At 44.1% G+C, this 23,157-nt stretch carries 24 protein-coding genes; 16 read left to right on the forward strand and 8 right to left on the reverse strand.

Features of this window, described 5'->3' with window-relative positions; translation table 11 throughout:
• Nucleotides 1-41: 41 nt before the first annotated feature.
• On the forward strand, nt 42-1,892 hold the full coding sequence (gene dsbD, locus QLH32_RS11535; protein WP_283266350.1) for a protein-disulfide reductase DsbD: 1,851 nt from the start codon (nt 42-44) through the stop codon (nt 1,890-1,892).
• A gap of 2 nt (nt 1,893-1,894) precedes the next feature.
• A complete protein-coding gene (locus QLH32_RS11540) occupies nt 1,895-2,590 on the forward strand; it encodes a glutathione S-transferase family protein (RefSeq protein ID WP_283266351.1) in 696 nt (231 codons plus the stop codon).
• A gap of 113 nt (nt 2,591-2,703) precedes the next feature.
• Here the strand turns inward: QLH32_RS11540 and QLH32_RS11545 are convergent, their stop codons facing one another.
• Complete coding sequence (locus tag QLH32_RS11545) at nt 2,704-3,891, reverse strand: GGDEF domain-containing protein (protein WP_283266352.1); 1,188 nt, start codon at nt 3,889-3,891, stop codon at nt 2,704-2,706.
• A 272-nt stretch (nt 3,892-4,163) separates the two neighbouring features.
• Nucleotides 4,164-5,075 carry an alpha/beta hydrolase gene (locus QLH32_RS11550; protein ID WP_267981288.1) on the reverse strand — a complete coding sequence of 304 codons (912 nt, stop codon included), beginning with the start codon at nt 5,073-5,075 and terminating at the stop codon, nt 4,164-4,166.
• 203 nt (nt 5,076-5,278) lie between these two features.
• Here QLH32_RS11550 and QLH32_RS11555 point away from each other — a divergent pair, with 203 nt between their 5' ends.
• A complete protein-coding gene (locus QLH32_RS11555) occupies nt 5,279-5,716 on the forward strand; it encodes a DUF2147 domain-containing protein (RefSeq protein WP_283266353.1) in 438 nt (145 codons plus the stop codon).
• Between the two features lie 57 nt (nt 5,717-5,773).
• On the opposite strand, the gene QLH32_RS11560 is transcribed toward QLH32_RS11555, so the two are convergent.
• Both QLH32_RS11560 and QLH32_RS11565 read right to left on the reverse strand, forming a co-directional pair.
• Nucleotides 5,774-6,124 carry an arsenate reductase gene (locus tag QLH32_RS11560; RefSeq protein WP_283266354.1) on the reverse strand — a complete coding sequence of 117 codons (351 nt, stop codon included), beginning with the start codon at nt 6,122-6,124 and terminating at the stop codon, nt 5,774-5,776.
• A 483-nt stretch (nt 6,125-6,607) separates the two neighbouring features.
• Nucleotides 6,608-7,432, reverse strand: coding sequence for an exodeoxyribonuclease III (locus QLH32_RS11565; protein ID WP_283266355.1), 825 nt, complete (start codon nt 7,430-7,432; stop codon nt 6,608-6,610).
• Between the two features lie 39 nt (nt 7,433-7,471).
• On the opposite strand from QLH32_RS11565, the gene pyrE reads away from it, so the two are divergent.
• From pyrE to QLH32_RS11580, 3 genes are all read left to right on the forward strand, one after another.
• Entirely contained in the window at nt 7,472-8,122 is a 651-nt protein-coding gene (gene pyrE, locus QLH32_RS11570) for an orotate phosphoribosyltransferase (protein ID WP_283266356.1), read from the forward strand.
• Nucleotides 8,123-8,426: 304 nt separating this feature from the next.
• Complete coding sequence (locus tag QLH32_RS11575) at nt 8,427-8,633, forward strand: helix-turn-helix domain-containing protein (protein ID WP_283266357.1); 207 nt, start codon at nt 8,427-8,429, stop codon at nt 8,631-8,633.
• A 42-nt stretch (nt 8,634-8,675) separates the two neighbouring features.
• Complete coding sequence (locus tag QLH32_RS11580) at nt 8,676-9,953, forward strand: DNA methyltransferase (RefSeq protein ID WP_283266358.1); 1,278 nt, start codon at nt 8,676-8,678, stop codon at nt 9,951-9,953.
• A 3-nt stretch (nt 9,954-9,956) separates the two neighbouring features.
• On the opposite strand, the gene QLH32_RS11585 is transcribed toward QLH32_RS11580, so the two are convergent.
• The 3 genes from QLH32_RS11585 to QLH32_RS11595 form a co-directional block, all read right to left on the reverse strand.
• Complete coding sequence (locus QLH32_RS11585; protein WP_283266359.1) at nt 9,957-10,718, reverse strand: hypothetical protein; 762 nt, start codon at nt 10,716-10,718, stop codon at nt 9,957-9,959.
• Nucleotides 10,719-10,890: 172 nt separating this feature from the next.
• On the reverse strand, nt 10,891-11,079 hold the full coding sequence (locus QLH32_RS11590; protein ID WP_283266360.1) for a DUF3565 domain-containing protein: 189 nt from the start codon (nt 11,077-11,079) through the stop codon (nt 10,891-10,893).
• The gene (locus QLH32_RS11595) at nt 11,080-11,532 is read right to left on the reverse strand and encodes a MarR family winged helix-turn-helix transcriptional regulator (RefSeq protein ID WP_283266361.1); all 453 of its coding nucleotides are present in this window, start codon (nt 11,530-11,532) and stop codon (nt 11,080-11,082) included.
• A 181-nt stretch (nt 11,533-11,713) separates the two neighbouring features.
• On the opposite strand from QLH32_RS11595, the gene QLH32_RS11600 reads away from it, so the two are divergent.
• From QLH32_RS11600 to lpxC, 9 genes are all read left to right on the forward strand, one after another.
• Nucleotides 11,714-12,193 carry a glutathione peroxidase gene (locus QLH32_RS11600; protein ID WP_283266362.1) on the forward strand — a complete coding sequence of 160 codons (480 nt, stop codon included), beginning with the start codon at nt 11,714-11,716 and terminating at the stop codon, nt 12,191-12,193.
• A gap of 212 nt (nt 12,194-12,405) precedes the next feature.
• Nucleotides 12,406-13,350, forward strand: coding sequence for a glutathione synthase (gene gshB, locus QLH32_RS11605; RefSeq protein ID WP_283266363.1), 945 nt, complete (start codon nt 12,406-12,408; stop codon nt 13,348-13,350).
• Nucleotides 13,351-13,575: 225 nt separating this feature from the next.
• The gene (gene murG / locus QLH32_RS11610; RefSeq protein ID WP_283266364.1) at nt 13,576-14,673 is read left to right on the forward strand and encodes an undecaprenyldiphospho-muramoylpentapeptide beta-N-acetylglucosaminyltransferase; all 1,098 of its coding nucleotides are present in this window, start codon (nt 13,576-13,578) and stop codon (nt 14,671-14,673) included.
• 13 nt (nt 14,674-14,686) lie between these two features.
• Nucleotides 14,687-16,132: a UDP-N-acetylmuramate--L-alanine ligase gene (gene murC, locus QLH32_RS11615; protein ID WP_267981276.1), complete on the forward strand. Its 1,446-nt coding sequence runs from the start codon at nt 14,687-14,689 to the stop codon at nt 16,130-16,132.
• A 46-nt stretch (nt 16,133-16,178) separates the two neighbouring features.
• Nucleotides 16,179-17,105 carry a D-alanine--D-alanine ligase gene (locus QLH32_RS11620; protein ID WP_283266365.1) on the forward strand — a complete coding sequence of 309 codons (927 nt, stop codon included), beginning with the start codon at nt 16,179-16,181 and terminating at the stop codon, nt 17,103-17,105.
• Between the two features lie 3 nt (nt 17,106-17,108).
• Nucleotides 17,109-17,966: a cell division protein FtsQ/DivIB gene (locus QLH32_RS11625; RefSeq protein ID WP_279961174.1), complete on the forward strand. Its 858-nt coding sequence runs from the start codon at nt 17,109-17,111 to the stop codon at nt 17,964-17,966.
• 67 nt (nt 17,967-18,033) lie between these two features.
• Entirely contained in the window at nt 18,034-19,296 is a 1,263-nt protein-coding gene (gene ftsA, locus QLH32_RS11630) for a cell division protein FtsA (protein ID WP_279961175.1), read from the forward strand.
• 166 nt (nt 19,297-19,462) lie between these two features.
• On the forward strand, nt 19,463-20,647 hold the full coding sequence (gene ftsZ, locus QLH32_RS11635) for a cell division protein FtsZ (RefSeq protein ID WP_279961176.1): 1,185 nt from the start codon (nt 19,463-19,465) through the stop codon (nt 20,645-20,647).
• A 167-nt stretch (nt 20,648-20,814) separates the two neighbouring features.
• On the forward strand, nt 20,815-21,717 hold the full coding sequence (gene lpxC / locus QLH32_RS11640) for a UDP-3-O-acyl-N-acetylglucosamine deacetylase (protein WP_283266366.1): 903 nt from the start codon (nt 20,815-20,817) through the stop codon (nt 21,715-21,717).
• Between the two features lie 97 nt (nt 21,718-21,814).
• On the opposite strand, the gene QLH32_RS11645 is transcribed toward lpxC, so the two are convergent.
• Nucleotides 21,815-22,255 carry a DUF721 domain-containing protein gene (locus tag QLH32_RS11645; protein WP_283266367.1) on the reverse strand — a complete coding sequence of 147 codons (441 nt, stop codon included), beginning with the start codon at nt 22,253-22,255 and terminating at the stop codon, nt 21,815-21,817.
• 106 nt (nt 22,256-22,361) lie between these two features.
• On the opposite strand from QLH32_RS11645, the gene QLH32_RS11650 reads away from it, so the two are divergent.
• Nucleotides 22,362-23,063 carry a M23 family metallopeptidase gene (locus QLH32_RS11650; RefSeq protein ID WP_283266368.1) on the forward strand — a complete coding sequence of 234 codons (702 nt, stop codon included), beginning with the start codon at nt 22,362-22,364 and terminating at the stop codon, nt 23,061-23,063.
• The last annotated feature ends 94 nt before the right edge of the window (nt 23,064-23,157 follow it).

Raw genomic sequence — 23,157 nt, forward strand, 5'->3', positions numbered from 1 at the left:
GACCTCATAGGGAGTGCTGGAGAGACAGCAGAGAAAACATAATGAAAAAGTGTGTTCAGGGCGGCTACAGTTTCCAGCTGATCCGTTATTTTCTTGGCAGTTTACTGTTGTTATGTGGGACGGTCATCCATGCCCAGGACAATGTTTCAGCGCCATTGCTCAGCCCAGAACAGGCATTTACATTTTCGGTTGAATCGACCAAAAACAATGAAGCGCGTCTGCACTGGACCATTCAGCCCAACTATTATTTGTATCAACACAAATTTGAAGTTCAGCAGGGTAATAAAGCGGTCGCCTTGAATTTACCCAAGGCGGTTGACCAGTATGATGAGAATTTTGGTCATACCCAAGTGTATTACCAGCAGGTTGAATTCAGTATTGCTACACAGGCATCGCAACATTATCGGGTGAGCTGGCAAGGCTGTGCCAAAGACCGTATCTGCTATCCACCGCAAAACATTGAGTTCCAGACCGATGCCGATAGCTTGGTCAGTGTGGAAAATACAGGTTTAAACTCACAAAAACGCTTTCTGGATGTCGCCCGTTCTGCCAACGCCTTAAATGCCCAGACAGCCGCAAATGACAGGGTGGAAACATCAGATGCTACCGTGTCTGTATCTTCCAACAATTCAACTGGCATGGCGCAAGACCAGAAATGGTCAAGCACGCTGGAACAGCATTCCCTTGCCTATAGCCTGTTGTTGTTTCTGGGTTTGGGTATTTTACTGGCGTTTACACCGTGTTCGTTGCCGATGCTGCCGATTCTCACCTCGTTGATTATCCGTGAGCATAAAGGGGTCAAGGCATGGATAATTGCACTGACCTTTGTGGTGAGTATGGCGATGGTCTATGCGGTGCTTGGCCTGATTGCCTCGGCGGCTGGACTGAACTTCCAGCGCTGGTTGCAGCAGCCTGCCACACTGGTTGCCTTTAGCCTGCTGTTTGTACTGTTCGCCTTAAACCTGTTTGGCCTGTTTGAGATCAAGCTACCGCAAAAACTGCTTAATCGGCTGGACCATATGCAGTCGGTACAGCAGGGTGGGACACTGATTGGCGCCAGTGTCATGGGTATGATCTCCGCCTTGCTGGTCGGGCCATGTATGACCGCTCCTCTAGCGGGAACATTACTGTTTATTTCCCAGACCCAAAACCAGTGGCAGGGCGCATTATTGCTGTTTACGCTGGGTTTTGGCATGGGGATTCCACTGTTGCTTGCCAGCGTGTTAGGTGCAAAAGCCTTGCCGAAAGCGGGTGAGTGGATGCACCAGATTAAGGTGATTTTCGCCTTTCTGATGCTGGCACTGAGTATTTATTTTATTCGTCCCTTGTTGCCAGAGTTGGCAGTTCAGCTCCTTAGCCTATTTTTAGGTTTGGCCTTTATTGGTTATGCTGTGTACCGCCTTTTTGTGAAAAAGGGACAGTTGCAGTGGTTGTATGCATTGCTGCTCATCATTGCAATTCCGTTTCTTGCCTTTAACCAATATCAGCATATGCAAAACCTGAGCATAGTACAGGCAGAGAAACTGGCGGAATGGCATGTAGCACAAACCGCCGATGAATTTCAGCAGATTCTGGCCAATGCGCCAAAAGATCGCGGTATGATTATTGACGTGTATGCCGACTGGTGTGTGGCATGTCAGCCGATTGAACATCGCATCTTAAAGGATGCTGAGGTGCAACAGGCTTTGGCTCCCTACTATTTGATTAAACTGGATTTAAGCCATTATGATGCCTCACATCAGGCACTGCTCAATCAATGGGATATTTTAGGTCCACCGACCTACCTATTCCTGAATCTGCAACAACAGGAAATCCGTCCGCTCCGTTTGACAGGCGCATTTAAAAAGAACGAATTATTACAACAACTCACGGCATTTAAAGGAAAATTATAAGCATGTACACCTTATTGATTGGCAATAAAAACTATTCAACCTGGTCAATGCGTCCATGGATTTTATTAAAGCAGGCGGGTATTTCTTTTCAGGAACATTGGGTTCAATTCGACAGCTTTGAAGCGGATAGCCAGTTTAAGACAGAAATTTTAAAGCTGAACCCAACAGGTAAGGTTCCCGTGCTGGTGGATGGGGAACTGGTGGTTTGGGACAGTCTGGCCATCTGTGAATATGTGGCTGAGCAACACCCCGAAAAGGCGCTGTTACCGCAGGATAAAACATTACGGGCAAGGGCGCGTTGCATCAGTGCCGAAATGCACAGCAGTTTCCAGACCTTACGCAATCTGTGTCCAATGAATGTTGAAGCAGATTTGGCACATATTGGCAGGCAGCTTGGGGCGGACAATGCCCAGCTCCGTGCAGATGTGGCACGGATTGAGCAAATCTGGTCTGAACGTCCAGCTGAGGACAGCTTTTTATGTGGTGAGTTTAGCCTTGCTGATGCATTCTATGCGCCTGTGGTGATGCGCTTTGAGTGTTTTAAGCTGCCATTATCGGCGTCAAGCCAGGCCTATATGCAAAAGATATTGTCTTTGGCATCCGTGCAGCAATGGATTGAGGAAGCCAGACAGGAGCAGATGTTTGTGGCGTTTGATGAGCCTTATCGAAAAAGTCGTGATGAATATTTAAAGCCCTAAAATCTGGAAAGATTGATAAATAAAACCTAAGGATATATCGAAGTTGAATAGAACTCCAACCTGCATAATATGAAAAGTTTCCAGCCATTTCCCCTAAATGGCTGGAAATACCTTTAATCAATGGCAAGGTCAGTAAAGATTTTCACCTGATTCCGTCCATCGGCCTTGACCGCATACAATGCCTGATCGGCCTGACTAATGATTAAATGGGGTTCATCCGCACTCACTGAACTGCTAATGCCAAAGCTGGCACTGACCGAAAATTCCTGCTGATATTCCGTGATAAAGTTCAGGTGGGAGATTGCCAGACGGCAGCGTTCCGCCACACTTTGTGCCTGTGCCGTCGTGGTGTTCGGCAGCAGCAAAATAAACTCCTCACCACCAAAACGCCCAATCACATCTAGGTCACGTATGTTGTTTGCCAGACATCTTGCCACCTGAACCAGCACCTGATCGCCCATGCTGTGCCCAAACTGGTCATTAATATTCTTAAAGTGGTCTAAATCGAGCAGCACAATTGAATATAACGGGTCAGGCTGCTGGTGCAGCTTTTCCAGATAGCTGCTGATGCTGCGTCGGTTCAGCACATTGGTGAGGGGGTCAAGACGGCTGAGGACCTGAATGGCGGTTTCCCGTGTGCGCCACTGGGTCAGCAAGACCTCAAACAGGAATAGGCAGGCAAGTAGAATGGGAACAAGGAAGAACATCATGCTGCCCACCCAGAAAGGATGCATTGCAACCTTGTTGATTTCCGCCATATTAAACAGTGGGGCGTAGGTGAGTGCCCCGATAATGCTCATATAATTGCAGAACAACAGGGCAATGGTGGCAGGCACAAGGGCGCAGTAAATCATTTTACGGTTAAACAGGATCAAGCCCACACCCACCACGCTGACATAACCCACCATGGTTGCTGGACTAAAGCTTCCCACCAGATAGCTGTTATGGCAAAGCATTGCGGTAAAGACCTGCACCGTAATGAGGGGAAGAAACTCCTTTGCCCATTTCCGATCCCTATAAAAGTGGCAGGGAAAAATGAGGGCCACTAAAACCACAAGCATAATCAGGCTGGTCCATAACTGAGACCAGACCAGGTTTAAATGTACCCATGCTGAATATGCTGGATGGGTGAGGACAAAAATATCCCAACTGATCCAGAACAGGTTCATAACAGCAGCAAGTATCAGTAATAAAATACTTTTTTTAAGTATGGTCCAATTGACTACAATTTGATGTTCCAAAAAAAGCCTGAGGCCCCATCTTTTTGTGTCAGTTGACCTATTAAAACGAATCTTGACCATTGGCATGCATCCTTATATGCAATGAGATTCCGTAGGAACTGTAGAGTTATCGTCAAAATATTGAAGAATAATAATTAAAATAACAATAACATCTTTGGAATGAGAAAAAAGTCTAGCTCTGGGCTTTTTAATGCAAATTATAACGGGAAAATTTTTTGAAAAAGGGGCTATGATCTGAATATTCAATCAGATTTATTTTATGATGACAAAATTAAATTAAGAGTGACAATGGTCAGACATAGCTGACCATTTTTGCATAAAATTTAAGCGGTCTAGTCACGGTCAAGTGAATGGGCGAAATCCGCAATATCCGCCAGTGCCTGTTTTGCTTCAGGGAACCATGCATTGAACATCTGGAAATTATGCCACATGCCTGTGTAGAGCTTAAACCGAACCTTGACACCTGCCTGCTCCGCTTTTTCCCTAAAGCGTTTTGAATCATCCAGCAGAATCTCTTTTGAACCCACCTGAACCAGTGTTGGTGGCAGACCTTTCAGGTCATCAAACAAGGGTGAGACACGTGGATCATCTGGCTGGGTACCATCTTTTAAATAATGGTTGATACCTGCCTGCAACGCCTCTATGGAGAGCAGGGCATCATGTTTCTGGTTAAAACGCAGCGATTCACTGGTTAAGGTCAAGTCCAGATAAGGTGACATCAAAATTAAGCCGCTTGGCATCAGCTCTGGCTGCTGCTTCAGGCGTAGACACAGGGCCAGCGCAAGATTGGCACCACAGGAGTCACCAGAAACAATAATGTCCTTTGGTTGAATTCCCTGTACCAGAAGCGCCTGATAGACATCAAAAATGGCGTCGATTGCCTCAGGATAGGGATGTTCTGGCGCAAGCGGATAATCCACGTGGATGACCTGCATTTGTGTACGCGCTGCAATATCCGTCATTAGGGCGCGGTGGGTATTCAGGTTACCCAGAAAAAATGCACCCCCATGAATGTGGAGAATCAGTTGGGTGGCAGAAGCCTGTGCCTTGATCTCTTCACCACGCACACCCGCCAGGCGTAATGGACGAATTTGTACGGTTTGGTCCTTTGGAAATACACGGCAAAGTTGGTCAAGCAAAGGTCGTAAAGCATTTGGGGCCAAATTAAACTGACTCGGCGTGCGAATGGTCGCTTTTAGTAGCGATTCAGTAAAATAATATTTCCAGACAGTACCAAATTTCATAGTTTTTCCATATTGTTAGGTCAGTATAATAATAAGGGAGTTCAGGCACTTGAGCTTTATTTTATAGGTGAATAAAGCATTGGGCTTATACCCCTCAAGATTCTTACTCAGGTTATACCAAATAGTCATAATCAAGAATTGCAATATTGACGAAAGTTCCCAATACTCGTGGTCTTGAAAGACCCCTTAAGGATATTACAAAAATGAAGAAAATTGCTTTAGCACTAGGATTACTCGGTTTAACCGCTTTTGCCAATGCGGCAGATGCATTGAACGGTAGCGTTTGGCAGACAATCGATGATGAAACGAAGCAGCCAAAGGCGATTGTGAAGTTTACTGAGCAAAAGGACGGTTCGTTAACAGCGTCTATTCAAAAATATTTAGTCCCAGGCCAGGAAGATGCCTGCTCTAAATGTGAAGGAACCTACCACAACAAATCACTTAAAGGTGTGACGATTGTGCGTAACCTGAAGAACGTGGGTGGAACAAATTATGACAATGGTTCAATTCTTGACCCTAAAAACGGCAAAACCTACAAGTTGAAAGCTGAATTGATCGAGGGTGGCAAGAAGCTAAAACTACGTGGCTATATCGGTGTTGCAGCACTCGGTCGTAACCAGACTTGGGTTCGTGCCAACTAATTTGAGTTTGAACTGAAAAAAACCGAGTCCTGTGACTCGGTTTTTTATTTTATTTCTTTAAGCGGAGAGGTTTTGATACGTTGCTTCATCAAAGCCAACCACAAAACCCTGTGCAGTTTGCAGCACTGGACGCTTAATCAGGCTCGGTTGGGCAATGAGGGTCTCAATCAAATTTTGCTCGTTGCTGCTGGCATGGGCCTGTTCCGTTTCGGATAACTTGCGCCAGGTTGTACCTTTTTTATTCAGCACCTTATCTGCACCTATTTCTTTAAGCCAGACCTCTAAAGTTGCAGCATCAATCCCTTGTTTTTTGTAGTCATGAAATTCATAGGCAATACCCTTTGCCTGTAAGGCATCAAAGGCCTTTTTCATTGAATTGCAGTTTTTAATACCATAAATTTTAAACATGCTGTAAACCATAGAAAACAAGAAAAGATATGGCTGAAAGCCTAACGCAAAAAGAGGGTGATTTGCCAGTTGAGTTTTTTAGCCTATAACTTAATGCATGTTTGAAATGGTCAACAGACCCTGTTTATCAAGTAAATTGATGTAGTGTGTTGAGCAAAATTAAAATGATCAAATCAATCATGCTTTTTGATGAAAAAAGCTACAGACAAACTGGGTAAAAATATCTAAGATTAAAAAAGAGAAAACCCGCATTTAATCTTCCTGATCATGCGGGTCTCATTTCAACGTCCAATGTCTCATCCATGCAAATAAACTTAAACTAAGTTTATTTTGTCTTCCTACGGCTTCCTATCCTTTTTTGGTCATCCTGACCGCTTCCCTGTGCCGTGGTGCTATAATGCCGTTACAGCCGATAAATAAAAATACACAAAAAACGACACAATCTGTCAGCCAAAGAGGCGGTCAAAGTGAACAAGTGTTCACTTATTCGTGTATTTTATAGTCAATAATGACAGGGGCATGGTCGCTAAACCATTGTTCTTTATACACCCATGCGTTTGCAGTCCGCATTTTCCAGTCAGGTGAACAGGCCTGATAGTCAATTCGCCAACCCACATTTTTTGCACGGGCCTGCCCACGATTTGACCACCATGAATATAATTCTGCCTCTTTTCGCACTTCGCGGAATGTATCGACATAACCCAGTTCATCATAAATATGATCAAGCCATGCTCTTTCATGGGGTAAGCAGCCTGAAGATTTCTGGTTGCCTGACCAGTTTTTAATATCAATGCGCTTATGTACGATATTGTAGTCACCACACACAATGATTGATTTATTTTCATCCCGCCATTGTTTTAATATTTGGGCGTATTCCTGTAGAAATAAATCCTTACGCGCCTGCGCTTTGTCACCACTTGAACCTGATGGCAAGTATAGCGAGGCAATATGAACAGGCTGTGACAATCCCAGATCGAATTCAGCCGTAATAAAACGCCCCTGCGAATCGGCCAGTTCAAAACCCAAACCGTTTTGCACTGAAACAAATGGGAGACGGCTGTAAATCGCCGTACCTGCATAGCCCGCACGTTCGGCAGGGAACAGGTGGGTATACCAGCCCTCAGGCTTGAATTTATCGGTCCACTGTTCATGGGTAATGCGGCTTTCCTGCATACACACAACATCGGCACCCGACTGTTCCAACCATTCCAGCAGTCCCTTAGTCACGGAAGAACGCAGTCCGTTGACGTTAATTGAAACGACGCGAAGAATTTTTACATCACTTGGATAGCTATCCTTTGGTATCATGCGTATGTTTAACCTCAATTGAAGAATTTGGAGCACCTTATGACCACGCCTGTGTCATTTCATCCGCAAGCTTTTATCGAACTCGCATTATCACGTGGTGTGCTTAAATTTGGTGAGTTTACCTTAAAATCAGGTCGTGTCAGTCCTTATTTCTTTAACGCGGGTTTACTGAATGATGGTGAGGCACTGTCGCTTTTAGCACAGGGCTATGCGGATAAACTGGTTCAGTGTGACAACGTGGGTGTGATTTTTGGTCCAGCCTATAAAGGCATTCCGTTTGTTGCTGCAACAGCGGTGGCGTTGTCTCAGGTGCATGGTAAAAGTGTACCTTGGGGCTTTAACCGTAAAGAAGCCAAAGATCATGGTGAAGGTGGTGTGTTGGTTGGCGCATCGGTTGTTGGCCAGAAAGTCTGGATCATTGACGATGTGATCACTGCAGGGACGGCAATTCGTGAAGTTGTGACGATCTTAAAAAATGCGGGTGCAAGTATTGCAGGGGTCTTGGTCGCGCTAGACCGTCAGGAACGTGGTCAAGGTGAGCTTTCTGCGATTCAGGAAGTGCAGCAAGAACTAGAAATTCCTGTGCATGCTTTAATCACCATGAAAGATTTGATGGATTATCTGGATACCAAAGGCGAGAAAGAAGCCTTGGCAAATATGCAGGCGTATCGTGAAAAATATGGCATCTAAGGTTTTGATGTGGGAAAGGAAGCTGAGGCTTCCTTTTTTGTTGAGTTGAGCTAATTGATTATTGGAAATAATGATTGAAAAATAAGCGTGGAACGTGAACAATAATGAAAAAGCTGTTCCAGTGCGCTGAACCCTAGAATGGTTTAGAGTAAGATATTGATGCTTATAAGAAAACTTCAAGCATTTCGCATAAGGCTTATTATGTTAATTTTAGAAATTCTTAACTTAAATTACTACTTATATTCTGTCGAAAAAGTTGAGGCCTAAAAATATCTTTCATATTAAAAGTTTGAACTTAACCAATATGAAAGACATTAATGATGTATTTGGAAAAAATGTTCGTTTCCATAGACTTAAAAGAGAAATATCTCAAGAAAAGTTAGCAGAACTCGCTGACCTACATAGAACATATATAGGAGCAATAGAAAGAAAGGGGGGAGAGAAATGTTTCTTTGAGAAACGTTCAAAAGATAGCTTTTGCACTGGATGTTCCTGTCATAGTATTATTTGATGCCATGATATGATGTGTCACATTTTTTGTTTTTAACTATCTATGATCACCACCAATTACACATTTAACTATGATCCAATTCATGTAACACAATCAACTTTTAAAGCTGGACTTTCAGCAAAAGTCCATAGATGGTTCAGATTAACTCCTAGTTATGCTCCTGATTTAGTACAGGAAATGATAGAAAAATTAGAATGTTCTAAAGGCGATACTATTTTGGATCCTTTCAGTGGAGCTAGTACCACTCTGATTGAAAGTCAACTTGAAGGATACAATTGCTATGGATTTGAGATTAATCCATTCTTACATTGGGTAGGACAAATATGCTGTAACTGGTCAGTAGATGTTAGTAAATTAATCAAATATAAAAAGTTAGTTGATAATAAATTTTCAGATTTGTCTAAATTAGTTAACTTTAATAATCTAGAAAAATATGGTCTAGAAATTCCACCTATTCATAATCCTCATCGTTGGTGGAATGATGAAGTTATTACAGATTTATTAATATTAAAAAAAATAATAAATGAAGAAATTCAAGAAAAAGATATCAAAGACTTTTTCTTACTTGCTATCGCAGCTGTACTTGTTCCTGATTTATCGAATGTTACTTTAGGAAAATTACAATTACATTTTATTGATCGAAGTCATGAAACAATTAATGTAATGGAAATTTTTTCAAAGCATTTTGAAAAAATGAAAAATGATTTAATTGAGATACAAGAGTATGATATAAAAACTCAATCTAAAATTTTTAATACCAATTCAGTAACTTTAGAAAATGTAACCATAGAAAAAGATATTAACTGTGTTATTACATCTCCACCATATCCAAATAGATATAGTTATGTTTGGAATACTAGACCACATCTATATTTTTTAGATTTTATTACTACTGGTAAAGAAGCATCTAGTTTAGATAAGGATACTATTGGTGGGACATGGGGAACTGCTACATCCATTCTCAATAAAGGTGTTATAGAACCAGAATTTGATTTTCTAAAAGATGTATGGGATTTAGTAGAAGATATCAGAACTGATGATAACTTAATGGCAAATTATGTCATGAAGTACTTTAATTTATTGGCTAAGCAAATTAAAGCTATGGAAACGTTACCACAAAAAGATCTCAGATGTGCATATGTAGTAGGGAATTCTAGAATTAAAAGCAGATATATCGAAACAGATGTATATTTAGCTCAAATTTTTGAAGGTCTCGGATATGATATTAGTGAAATCCACCGTTTCAGAAAACGTAATAGTGGAAAAGACTTATTTGAATCAACAGTTTATGCTAGAAAAAATTCTAGCATAAACTTATAAAATTTATTTTCTTAAGAATTCTGACATACCGTAAGAATTCTTAATATTATTCATCATAGTATTAATTTTCGAATCAATTACTTCTCTAATATTAGGTCTATTCCATATAGTTGATACGTCTAGACCTAATATTTCACTAGAAAAATCTAAAGCTTCCTGTCCCTTTATAAATTTCCATCCTGCTCTTTCCAGCCTAGAAATTGCATCTAGTCTTGGACTAATAGAGCTATAAACTAAATAGATAGGAGTTAATCCTTCTGCCCTGATTTCATCAGCCATAGCACAATCTTTACGCAATCTAGAGCTATCATTCGGGTTGAAATTATATCTAATTTCTATTCCCAAACCATTTGATACAATATTGGTATCAATATATTTATGATAAATATCATCGATATGATTAAATAAATCTTCATCAATATCTTCTTTACTTAAGCAAATATCCAATTCTAAACCATTAAATTTAGGTGCAACTTGGCTTTTAGTTAAATCATATTTTTCCATAGCCAATAATCTAGGTATTTTGTCATATAATTCCCCTAATCGGCGACCAATACTAATACTTATACGTCCCATTAATCTAATGGTTGCATATTCAGGAGTTGCTAGATTAAAAACTGGATATAATGTATCACTAGCCAGTTCATCTAATTCCTTATTAAAATTATATTCATCAAAGTCTCGAGCTTTATCAATCCATCCATCTAATTGATACTCTAATTCTTCTATTATTGTTTCTTCTAACTGATGTGTTGAGGGAAGCATAATTAACTCCTTAATAAAAGAAGTTAATTTAGGTATTCTGTTTACCAACATCGACAGAATATAAGTAGCATATATTTTAGGAAATTAGCTTATATTTAACATAAAATCTCATATGAGAACTTCAAACACCATAGAATTTTCCACCTATTTAACATAATGGCCGCTATACGAATCACTCTTCCTCACACTTCTTACACTCCAACATTATCCCTAACTTTTCTTTACGCCCTTGTTCAGTCAACACCCAAGGGCGATTTTGCCAAGGTGGATCATGGCGTACATGCTGCCCATGACCACAGGCGAGATCAGCCACCCAATGATTTTCCTCATCCAGATGAAATCCAACAATGGCCTGTTGCATTTATTCACTCATACTTTCGAGTTTAGAACTTTCCAAACCCTTTAAGAAACGATGACACAGATTATGAATCGCCACCAAATCATTCGGGTCAATATTCAAAGAGCAGGCCAGTTTAAAGGGAATCAGGGTAATTTCATCTTTTGCCGAAAGTGCTTTTTCCAGCAAGATCACTTTTTTCATGCGTTCATCTTCTTTAACCGCAACACGCTTTAAAAACTGCTTTTCTTCCAGTTTTTTAATAATCGGCGTTAAGGTTCCTGAGTCAAAAAAAGTCTTTTGTCCGATTTCTGACAAGGTTACGTTGTCTTGTTCATACAACGCCAGCAACACAATAAATTGCGGATAGGTCAGATCATAAGCCTGTAACAAAGGACGATATTGGCGAATCATGGCATTGGTCGCCGAGTACATGGCAAAACAGACTTGATTATCCAGGTAAGCAATCTCAGTCATGATCCCATCCTTAATGTCGCAATATCGATAAAGCAGTATAAATTGAAAAACACAAAAAGTATATTGCGCATAATTAACTTGCATACAATATAATTGTGTGCAATATTGTTTGTGCCGTAGCTTAACAAATAAACAGGGCTACTTTGGGAATGACACAAGTTTTATTGCAGAGAGAATTTTTATGACCAAGATTTATGATTTTCAGGCTGAACTTTTAGAGGGCGAACAAAAGAACCTCGCAGACTATCAAGGCAAAGTGCTGCTGGTGGTGAATACCGCAAGCCAGTGTGGTTTAACCCCACAGTTTGAGGGTCTGGAAAAGCTATATCAGGACTATCAGCAGCAGGGCTTGGTGATTTTGGGGTTTCCATGTAACCAGTTTGCCAACCAAGACCCATCAAGCAATCAGGAAATCGGCAGCTTCTGTCAGCGCAACTATGGCGTTTCATTCCCCATGTTTGCCAAGGTTGATGTGAATGGACCAACTGCCCATCCGCTTTATCAGTATTTAACCTCAGAAGCCAAAGGCCTGTTGGGAAGCAGTATAAAGTGGAATTTCACCAAGTTTTTGATCAATCAAAAAGGTGAGGTGGTAAAACGTTATGCGCCAATCACCAAACCAGAAAAAATTGCCAAAGATATTCAACGTTTATTGTCATAAGGCAATATTGGTATGTTGGGAAATGCATCTGGCTGGAACTTAAACGAGTCAAACATTTCCCAAACCAGACCATGATTGAAAAAGAAAGATGTTGTTGTAGTTAATTGAATAAAATAGATTTTTTATTATTTAATATTTACATAACTTGTTCAGCCATAAGCAGAAAACTTGGTTATACTTTTCAGCAAGATTAAAAATACGAGCGTCAGGTTATGCGTGTACTTGTGGTGATGGATCCAATTGAAACAGTGAATCTCAAGAAAGATTCAACCATGGCAATGCTATGGGCGGCAAGCCGTCGTGGACATGAGCTGGGCTATGCATTGCAACAGGATTTATATATCGACCAAGGGAAGGCATTCGGCCTGATCTCGCCATTAAAGGTATTTGAAGACTACAGCCATTATTATGAGCTGGGCGAAAAGCAAAAAGAATCGCTCGCTACTTATGATGTGGTATTGATGCGTAAAGATCCGCCATTTGACATGAACTTTGTCTATACCACCTACATTCTGGAACAGGCGGAGCGTGAGGGCGCATGGATCATCAATAAACCGCAATCACTGCGTGACTGTAATGAAAAACTGTTTGCGACCCAGTTTCCAGAACTTCAGGTTCCGACCTTGGTAACGTCACAACAAAGCCTGATTCGTGAGTTTATCAAGCAACATGGTGATGTCATTGTGAAACCTCTGGATGGCATGGGGGGCATGGGGATTTTCCGCCTGTATCAGGATGGTGTGAACATTGGTTCGACCCTGGAAATGCTCACGGAAATGGGGACACGTCCAATCATGGCACAGCGTTATATCCCTGAAATTGTCGAAGGCGATAAACGCATCCTGATGGTCAATGGTGAGCCAGTTCCTTATTGTCTGGCGCGTATTCCGCAAAATGGTGAGGTACGTGGCAATCTGGCGGCAGGTGGTTTGGGACAGGCGCGTCCACTGACTGAAAATGACAAAATGATTGCTGCAAAGGTTGGACCTTTCCTGCGTGAAAAGGGTCTGGTGTTTGTCGGTCTGGATGTGATTGGAAATTATGTCACTGAAATTAATGTCACCAGCCCAACCTGTATTCGGGAAATTGATGCCCAGTTTGGCACCTCAATTGCCGATGACTTGTTTACTGTGCTTGAGGCTGGACGACAGAACTAGACTCCCTGTTTGTTGGCCGAATTGCCCATTTGTTTTTGATGCTGATTGCAAGGCAAATGGGCAATCGGATGTAGTGCTCCCCTGTTTTTAACAAACAATTGAAAAAAGCGGGGCTTTCTGTTGTAAACAGGTGAAATTCGCTTTTCGTGAATGAAGCTTTAGGATTAAAATAACTTCCGAAAACAATAGACGATAACTTTCTTTTTTGAGTTGAAGAATTAGACCGTGACCAATTCACCGCAGAACAAACCCAAACATGTCATGATGATGGCCGCTGGTACAGGTGGGCATGTTTTTCCAGCACTGGCTGTTGCAAAACAACTTCAACAGGAAGGCTGTCAGGTGTCGTGGCTTGCGACACCTACAGGTATGGAAAATCGGTTACTCAAAGACCAAAACATTCCGATTTATCAAATTGACATTCAGGGTGTACGTGGCAATGGCCTGTTGCGTAAACTCAGCGCACCTTTCAAGATTCTCAAGGCGACCCTGAGCGCTATGCGCTATATGCGGCAGCTCAAGGTTGATGCGGTGGCGGGTTTTGGTGGCTATGTGGCTGGACCAGGTGGGTTGGCTGCACGTATTTTGGGGATTCCGATCCTGATTCATGAGCAAAATGCCATTGCGGGATTTACCAATACGCAATTGGCACGTATTGCCACGACAGTTTGTCAGGCTTTTCCAAATACTTTCCCAACTAGTGATAAAGTGGTGACCACAGGCAATCCTGTGCGTGCGGAAATTTCTGCGATTTTGAATCCATCATGGCGTTATCAGACCCGTGAACAGGAGCAGCAGCCCCTTAGTGTTCTGATTGTTGGGGGGTCACTGGGTGCGCAGGCCTTAAATGAGCGTTTGCCTGAGGCGTTAAGCAAGGTGAATATTCCTTTAAAGGTGTTTCACCAATGTGGTCAGAACCAGCAGGATTTAACCCGTGTTCGCTACCATGATGCACCTAAAAGCCTACAGGTGCAGGTTGAGCCGTTTATTCATGATATGGCAAAGGCCTATAGTGAAGCTGACCTGATTATCTGTCGTGCAGGCGCTTTGACGGTAACGGAAGTGGCGACCGCGGGCCTTGCGGCGATTTTTGTGCCTTTGCCGATTGCGGTGGATGACCATCAGACGGCCAATGCCAAATTCCTGGCAAATGTGGGTGCCGCCAGGATTTGCCAGCAAGCCAATATGACACCGTCCTTTCTGGGAGAACTGCTGGGCGCTTTGCTCAACCGCCAGTTGCTCTCTGAAATGGCAATTAATGCACGCCAACAAGCACAACCGAATGCCACCCAGCATGTGGTTGACCTGATCAAGAAATTGTAATTCGAGTTTATCTATGTCTCCTACCAATCCAAACCAAGCCAAAAAGCTGATTAAAGTGCCAGAAATGCGCCGTATTAAACATATCCACTTTGTTGGTATTGGTGGTGCGGGGATGTGTGGTATTGCCGAAGTTCTAAAAAATCAGGGCTATAAAATTTCGGGTTCGGACATTAAGGAATCCAAAACCACCACGCATCTCGAAGCGAATGGCATCAAGGTTTATATTGGGCATTCAGCCGACAATATTAAGAATGCCAATGTATTGGTGGTTTCAACGGCAATCGACCCTGAAAATCCAGAGATCAAGGCGGCCATTGAGCAGCGTACCCCGATTGTGCGCCGTGCGGAAATGCTGGGTGAACTGATGCGTTACCGTCATGGCATCGCGGTTGCGGGTACACATGGTAAAACCACCACCACCAGCTTGTTGACCACCATGCTGGCTGAGGAAAACCTTGACCCAACCTATGTGATTGGCGGTTTGCTAAACAGTACAGGGGTTAATGCGGCACTGGGCGAAAGCCGTTTTATTGTGGCGGAAGCCGATGAGTCGGATGCATCATTCCTGTATTTACAGCCAATGGCGGCGATTGTCACCAATATTGATGCCGACCACATGGATACCTATGAGGGTAGCTTTGACAAGTTAAAGGATACGTTCATCCAGTTTTTGCATAACCTGCCGTTCTATGGCTTGGCGGTAGTCTGTGGTGATGATGCCAATATCCGTGAGATTCTGCCGCGTATTGGCCGTCCAATCCTGACCTATGGTTTTGGTGAGGATAATGATATTCGTGCGGTTGAAGTGGTGCAGGATGGCATGCAATCGCATTTTACTGTGTTGCGTAAAGACCGTGAGCCATTGCGCGTTACCATCAACCAGCCAGGTCTGCATAATGTCCTGAATGCATTGGCGGCCATTGGTGTGGCAACCGATGAGGGTGTTTCTGATGGGGCGATTTGCCGTGCATTGGAGGGCTTTAGTGGCGTGGGTCGTCGCTTTCAGGTTCAGGGTGAGTTTGAAGTTGGCGAGGGTCTGGTGAAATTGGTGGATGACTATGGTCACCATCCAAAAGAGGTCGAGGCAACCATTAAGGCAGCTCGTGCCAGCCACCCAGATCGCCGTTTGGTGATGATGTTCCAGCCACACCGTTTTAGCCGTACCCGTGACTGTTTCGATGACTTTGTGGATGTGTTGTCGCAGGTGGATCAACTGTTATTGTTAGAAGTCTATCCAGCGGGTGAAAAACCGATTGTGGGGGCAGATAGCCGTGCGCTGGCACGCAGCATTCGACTGCGGGGTGAGGTGGAGCCGATTCTGGTTGATCCTGTGGATGGCAATTTACCGAACGTTTTACAAAAAGTGTTACAAGCAAATGACCTGTTATTAACACAAGGCGCGGGTAACGTGGGCGCAATTTCGGTAGAATTGGCCCAGCATCGCCTGTATGCCAAATAATGTGTGTTGTGAATATTAAAAGTTTTACAGTTTTAAGGATATAAACGTGTCAAATGCTGCAAAATTCGGCAAAGTTGCCGTGTTGTTTGGTGGGAAATCAGCTGAACGTGCTGTGTCACTGGATAGTGGTCAGGCTGTTTTAGAGGCGCTGCTGCGTTCGGGTGTACAGGCAGAGGCATTTGACCCACAGGATCGTAGCGTGACGGAACTGGTTGGCTATGACCGTGCCTTTATTGTGCTGCATGGCCGTGGTGGTGAGGATGGCCAGATTCAGGGTGTTCTTGAATGGCTAAACATTCCATATACGGGAACTGGCGTACAGGGTTCCGCAATTGGCATGGACAAGGTCAAGACCAAGCAAATCTGGCAGGGCAGTGACTTGCCAACCGCACCTTATCGCATCGTCACCAAGGATTCTGACTTAAATGCGGTGATTGCTGATTTAGGCCTGCCTGTGATTATCAAGCCTGTGCATGAAGGTTCAAGTGTAGGCATGAGTAAGGTTGAGAAAGCCGAGGATTTTGCCGCCGCCATTGAAAAAGCCACGCAGCATGATGCGGTGGTGATGGCGGAAAAATGGATTACAGGCCGTGAATTTACCATTTCATTCCTGAATGGTCAGCCATTGCCTGTGATTCGCTTGCAGCCGCCAGCAGATGTTGCTTTTTATGACTATGAGGCGAAATACCAGCGTGATGATGTGCAGTATGGGATTCCTTGCGGTTTAAGCGAGGCTGAGGAGAAAAGCCTACAGGCGCTTTGTTTACGTGCATTTCAGGCGGTTGGTGCAGAGGGCTGGGGACGTATTGATGCCATGCAGGATCAGGATGGAAATTTCTGGTTGCTGGAGGTGAATACCGTGCCTGGCATGACCAGCCATTCTTTGGTGCCCAAGGCGGCACAGGCGGTGGGTTATGGTTTTGATCAACTGTGTGTTGCGATCCTAGAGCAAACCCTGGCGAAGTCGGCTTAATTCATGGCTCAACTTCCTGCATCCATGCGCCGCAAACCACGGGCAGCAATTAGCTCTATCCATGAGAAACCGCCATCACCCAAGCAAAAAATGGTGAATGCGGGAGGGTGGATACTGTTGCTGATCGCTTTCGCTGTGCTCGCAATCGGTCTTTATGGCTTGTATAAAGTGATGACTGATGCAACCGTGGCGCAATTGCAGATTGTTGGGACCAATTCAGATGTTGAGAATCAACAGCTGGCACAGCACTTAAATCCGATTATTAAAGACAACTACTTTACTTCAGATTTAGAACAAATTCGGGACCAGGCTTTAAAGGTCTCATGGGTTGACCGTGTGGTGGTGTCACGAGCTTGGCCAAATGCGATTCGGGTGCGGGTGATGCCACGCCATGCGATTGCACGTTGGGGAACAGGGCGTTTGCTCAGTGACAACGGTGAGGTGTTTAGCGAGGCGGTGCCTAAAACACATCCAAACCTGCCGCTGCTTCATGGTCCAGTCAGCCAATCCAAAATGATGATGCGTCGCTATAATGAAATCAACCAGTTGTTTCATCCAGCGAACCTGCGTTTAAAAGAGCTGTATTTAACCGAGCGCATGACATGGTTTATGCAGTTTGATTCGGGTCTGCGTATCATTGTGGATCAGGACCAGACCATGAACAAGTTGCAGCGACTCAGCCATTTGGCACAAACGGATCTTAAACCTGTATGGTCAAACATCTCGGCGATTGACCTGCGTTACCGCAATGGCCTTGCCATTCAGTGGAAGAACGCGGCACCGCCCAAGATTGTCAACGGTCAGTTAGTTGTAACGATTGATGACACAAAGCTTGCAGGTGCAATTCAGGCAAAGCCATAATACGTGGCTTAAAAATAACGGGAGATTTTCCCCCGTACTACACAACAAAAGATATGGTATTGAAGTAATGAGTGAAGCTGTTCCCTCAGTTGTTGCGATTGATATTGGGACCCATAAGGTCTCAGTCTTGATTGGTAAGATCCATGCGCCAGATAAGATTCAGGTCATTGGCATGGCAACTGCTCGCAACCGAGGTATGGTTAAAGGCAAGATTGTCAGTCTGGACAAGGTGATTGCCGCCATTAAAAATGCGGTGTCTGAGGCCGAGGATATGGCAGAGTGTCGTATCCACAGTGCGTGGGTGTCCATTCCAAGTACAGAGTTGCAGAGTTTTTATGCTTCGGGCCGTACCCCTGTGGCCAACCATGATCATATTATTACAACCAATGAAGTGGTGCGGGCTTTGGAACTGGCAAAAGCCAGCCATGTCTCGCCAGACTATTATCTGGCCAGTGCCGTGCCGCTTGGTTTTGAGCTGGGCGACTCTGGGGAGTGGGTGCAAAACCCTGTAAACATGTCGGCGCATAGCATGACAGGGCATTATCAGTTGATGATGATGCCAATCAGTACCATGCAAAACCTTGACCGTGCCATGAAAGGGGCCAATATCGGGGTGGAAAAAATGGTGGTGTCCTGTTTGGCAACCGCTGAAGCCAGCCTGCTCAAGGATGAAAAAGAATATGGTGTCTGTTTAGTTGACATTGGCGCTGGCATTACCAATCTCGCCGTCTACCTTGATGGGCGTTTGGCACTGGCGCGTACATTGCAGCGTGGTGGTGAAAATGTGACCCGCGATATTGCCGCTGTTTTACAGACCACCACTGAAGAAGCCGAACGTATCAAGATTCTGCATGGCTGTGTAGACCTGAGTGTGGTGAAGCCAGACCACATGATTCAGGTGCAGGGCATTGATGGCACACAAACCATCAGTCGCATTGAGCTTGCAGAAATCATCATTGCACGTTATGAAGAAATCTTCACCTCAATTCGTGAAGAGCTGGAACATAGTGGCGCAATTCATGGTTTGTATCATGGAGTGGTGCTTACAGGCGATGCCTGCCAGATTGAGGGTATGGTCAATTTGGCACGCCGTATGCTTGGAGTGTCTGCACACCTGGGCAATCCACCCTTGCAGGTTTATGCCGATGACCAGCACTTGCCAGCCTTGCGCCGTTCCATGTACGCAACGGCTGCGGGTTTGCTGATGTTTAGCCAGAGTGACTTGCAGGATGCGGTGGAGGAGCCAGAAGAGGCAAATGACCGTAGCTTTATGGATCGGGTTGCCAATGGCTGGAATGCACTGAACAGCAAGTTGAAGGCGATCTTTTAAGTTGTAGGTATTTTGGGGAAAAATTGTTAGGAAGTTGTAATCGTAAGTCACTGGACTTGACAAGCTGGGTATTATTGAACAGCATCCTAAACATCAGTTGTTTTAAAAATCAGGGCAGTAACGGGCTGAAGTAACTGCCATTTATATATTAGGAAATCTAAAGGTCATGGCCTCATTTGAATTTATAGAAGATGAACTAGACGATGGCAACGGTCAAGCCCGTTTCACAGTATTTGGGGTTGGTGGTGGTGGTGGTAATGCTGTCCAGCACATGGTGCAGTCTGACATTCAGGGTGTAAAGTTTGTCTGTGCCAATACAGACAAGCAGGCGCTGGATAGCATGAATGCGCCGTTTAAAATTCAATTGGGTGAACAGAGCACACGTGGTTTGGGTGCGGGTGCAAATCCTGAAGTGGGCCAGATTGCGGCAGAAGAAAGTCGTGAAATTATCCGTCAGCACCTTGAAGGCACGGACATGGTATTCGTCACCGCAGGTATGGGTGGCGGTACGGGTACAGGCGCTGCACCTGTGGTGGCCGAGGTTGCCAAGGAAATGGGTATCCTGACTGTAGGTGTTGTGACCACACCATTTAACTTCGAAGGCCGCCGTCGCCAGAAGTCTGCTGAAAAAGGTATTGATGCTTTAGAAGCGCATGTTGATTCATTGATCATCATTCCAAACCAGCGCCTACTTAGCGTCTATGGTGACATTTCAATGAAAGATGCCTATAAAAAGGCAGATGATGTATTGCTAAATGCGGTTCGCAGTATCTTTGACCTTGTGGTAAACCGTGGTCACATCAACCTTGACTTTGCTGACTTGAAAACCGCGATGAGTACCCGTGGTTATGCCATGATGGGTGCGGGTCTGGGGCGTGGTGAAGACCGTGCTCGTCAGGCGGCTGAACAGGCAATTCGTAGTCCATTGCTGGATAATGTCAATATTATCAACGCTAAAGGCGTGCTGATCAACATCACGGGTGGGGACGACATTACCCTACGCGAAACCGAGATCATCACTGATGTCGTCAATCAGATTGTTGACTTGGACGAGGGTGAGATTTTCTACGGTACGGTGTTTGATCCAGATGCACGTGATGAACTACGTGTGACCGTGATTGCCACTGGTCTGACCCGTAATGCGTCTGAGGTTGAGCATAAGAAACGTACCGTAACTGCGCATCATGCACCTGTTCAGGCAGCTGCCCAGCAGCCTGTGGACGAGGATGATGTACCTGCGATCAGTAAACGTACCAATACTGAGGCGCCTGCAACCGCGGCACCGAGTTCGACTCCACGTTCATCGCCAATGAGTATTCAGGATTACCTGAAAAATCAACAGCGTAAATAATAAAATCATATGGTTAGAGAAAGGGTATAAGCAATTATGCCTTTTTTTATTTTTTGAGATAAGATGCGGGTTGACATTTCTGCCAACAACCGATTCGATTTATCAAGTGTCAAAACGCCCTAAATATGCTAAGTTATAGCGGTTTTTGCAAATGAAGTTAGCATGGCATGGTGAAACAACGTACTCTCAAGCGTGTGGTGAAAGCGAGCGGTATTGGTCTGCACAGTGGTCAAAAAGTGCTGATCAATTTTGTTCCACACCATATTGATGGAGGCATTGTCTTTCGCCGCATTGACCTGAACCCACCTGTTGATATCCCTGCAAATGCCTTGCTGATCCAGGAAGCATTCATGTGCTCCAACCTTGTCCGTGAAGACATTAAGGTGGGAACCATTGAGCATGTCATGAGTGCGATTGCAGGGCTTGGCATCGACAACCTGATTGTTGAGGTGTCTGCCTCTGAAGTGCCCATCATGGATGGCAGTGCGGGGCCATTTATCTATTTGCTCATGCAGGGTGAACTTGCCGAGCAAGACGCCGCCAAAAAGTTTATCCGTATCTTAAAACCTGTTGAGGCATTGCTTGATGACAAGCGTGCGATCTTTACGCCCCATTCAGGTTTTCAGCTGAATTTCACCATTGATTTTGACCATCCTGCCTTTGCCAAGGAATACCAGTCGGCCACCATTGATTTCTCAACGGAAACTTTTGTTTATGAGGTGAGTGAGGCGAGAACCTTTGGTTTTATGAAAGACCTGGATTACTTGAAAGCCAACAATCTGGCCTTGGGCGCAAGTCTGGAAAATGCCATTGGTGTTGATGATACAGGCGTGGTCAATGAAGAAGGACTGCGTTTCGCGGATGAGTTCGTGCGACATAAAATTCTGGATGCGGTTGGTGATCTATACCTGTTGGGACATCAGGTGATTGCCAAGTTTGATGGCTATAAATCGGGTCATGCGCTGAATAATCAGCTATTACGCAATGTTCAAAATGATCCAGACTGCTATGAAATTGTAACATTTAATAACGAGAATGACTGTCCGATTCCTTATGTGAGTGTGACATAAGTCATTGTCTTTTCTTGGTAACGTTATATTGTATCAATGTAAACTGAGATTTTTGTCACATAAACAACTTTGTATTCCAATGCTTAAGATAAGCGATTTACTTTTTATTGCTTGCCAAACGCAGTAGAGCTTGGCTAAGCTTAGGGTCGCTCACATATTCAGCGGCGCTGCGTAATAACTCTTGGGTCTCTGAAGTTAGTGCTTTAGACGGGGGGGATGGTTCTGTAGGGACAGTAGTTTTATGTCTTAACCGAACCTGGATTTTTCGTAATTCCCTGAGGCTTTCAAGTTGGGCTAACTGCGCAACATAGTTGCTTTGTAAATAGCTGAGTTGACTAATCATTGCCTGATTTTCACCAGTTATGGTCAAGACACCATGTTGATAACAAACAACCTGCCATTGCTCTGGTTGGGGCAGCAAAGGTTGAATAATTTTCGTAATTTGTTTCCATTGGGTAACTTGCGTCGTTAGAAACGTTAAGTTTCCAGTTTTTATGTGTTGTCCTTTCTGTTGAAAAACGTTGCTAGGCTCAGACATATTCGCTTCCTCGGAGGTTGTGTGTCCATCTTAAGCGTTCAGTTCAACTGTGATCAAGGAAGAGATGATAAAGGAACTTTTTAAGGACGGTTTCAAGAGGTTTTTTATGCATCATACGCGTCGTATTTTACTCGCATTTTCATTGGCTGCGTCAGCTGCGTCAGTTGCTTTTGCAGACTACCAGAATATCACCCAGGCAACAGAGGGTGACCGTTTAGAACAGTTGTCACAAACCTTGGCACAGGGTTCATATACTCATCCAGATGATCTGGATCTGCCAGCCATTTCGAATGTGTCTGTTAAACTACGTGAAAAAACCATTGAGCTGAACAATGCAACCATTGAAAAGAAATATGGTCGTTCGGCAATCTCCTCTCAGGACAATGCACCAACATTCTCTGCCAATACAGGCTATTCCTGGCTGGTGAGCCATCCACTACAGGAAGGGCGGGTTAGCTCCACCTGGGGAACCCGAACCTTACTGGGTTCAACCCGCCATCATTCAGGTGTGGATCTTGCCGCACCATCAGGTACGCCAATTTATGCCACAGGTCCAGGTGTGGTGACCAAATCGGGTTGGGGCACAGGTTATGGCCAGTATGTTGAAATTGATCATGGCAATGGCTACATCACCCGTTATGCCCATGCATCACGTCTATTGGTGAATGCAGGTGACCGTGTCAATGCAGGTGAGCATATTGCCAATGTCGGTTGTACAGGCCGTTGTACAGGACCACATTTACATTTTGAAGTGGTTAAGGATGGTCAACGTAAAAATCCATCAACCTATCTCGCAATGTTACCGTAATTTAATTTGTTAACAGTTGTATATAAATACTGTGAAAAATCGCCTTTATTGGCGATTTTTTTATATTTTTGTTTGAATTAGGTCAATGACTATT

Source organism: Acinetobacter corruptisaponis (genome assembly GCF_030053775.1).
GTDB classification, from domain to species: Bacteria; Pseudomonadota; Gammaproteobacteria; order Pseudomonadales; family Moraxellaceae; genus Acinetobacter; species Acinetobacter corruptisaponis.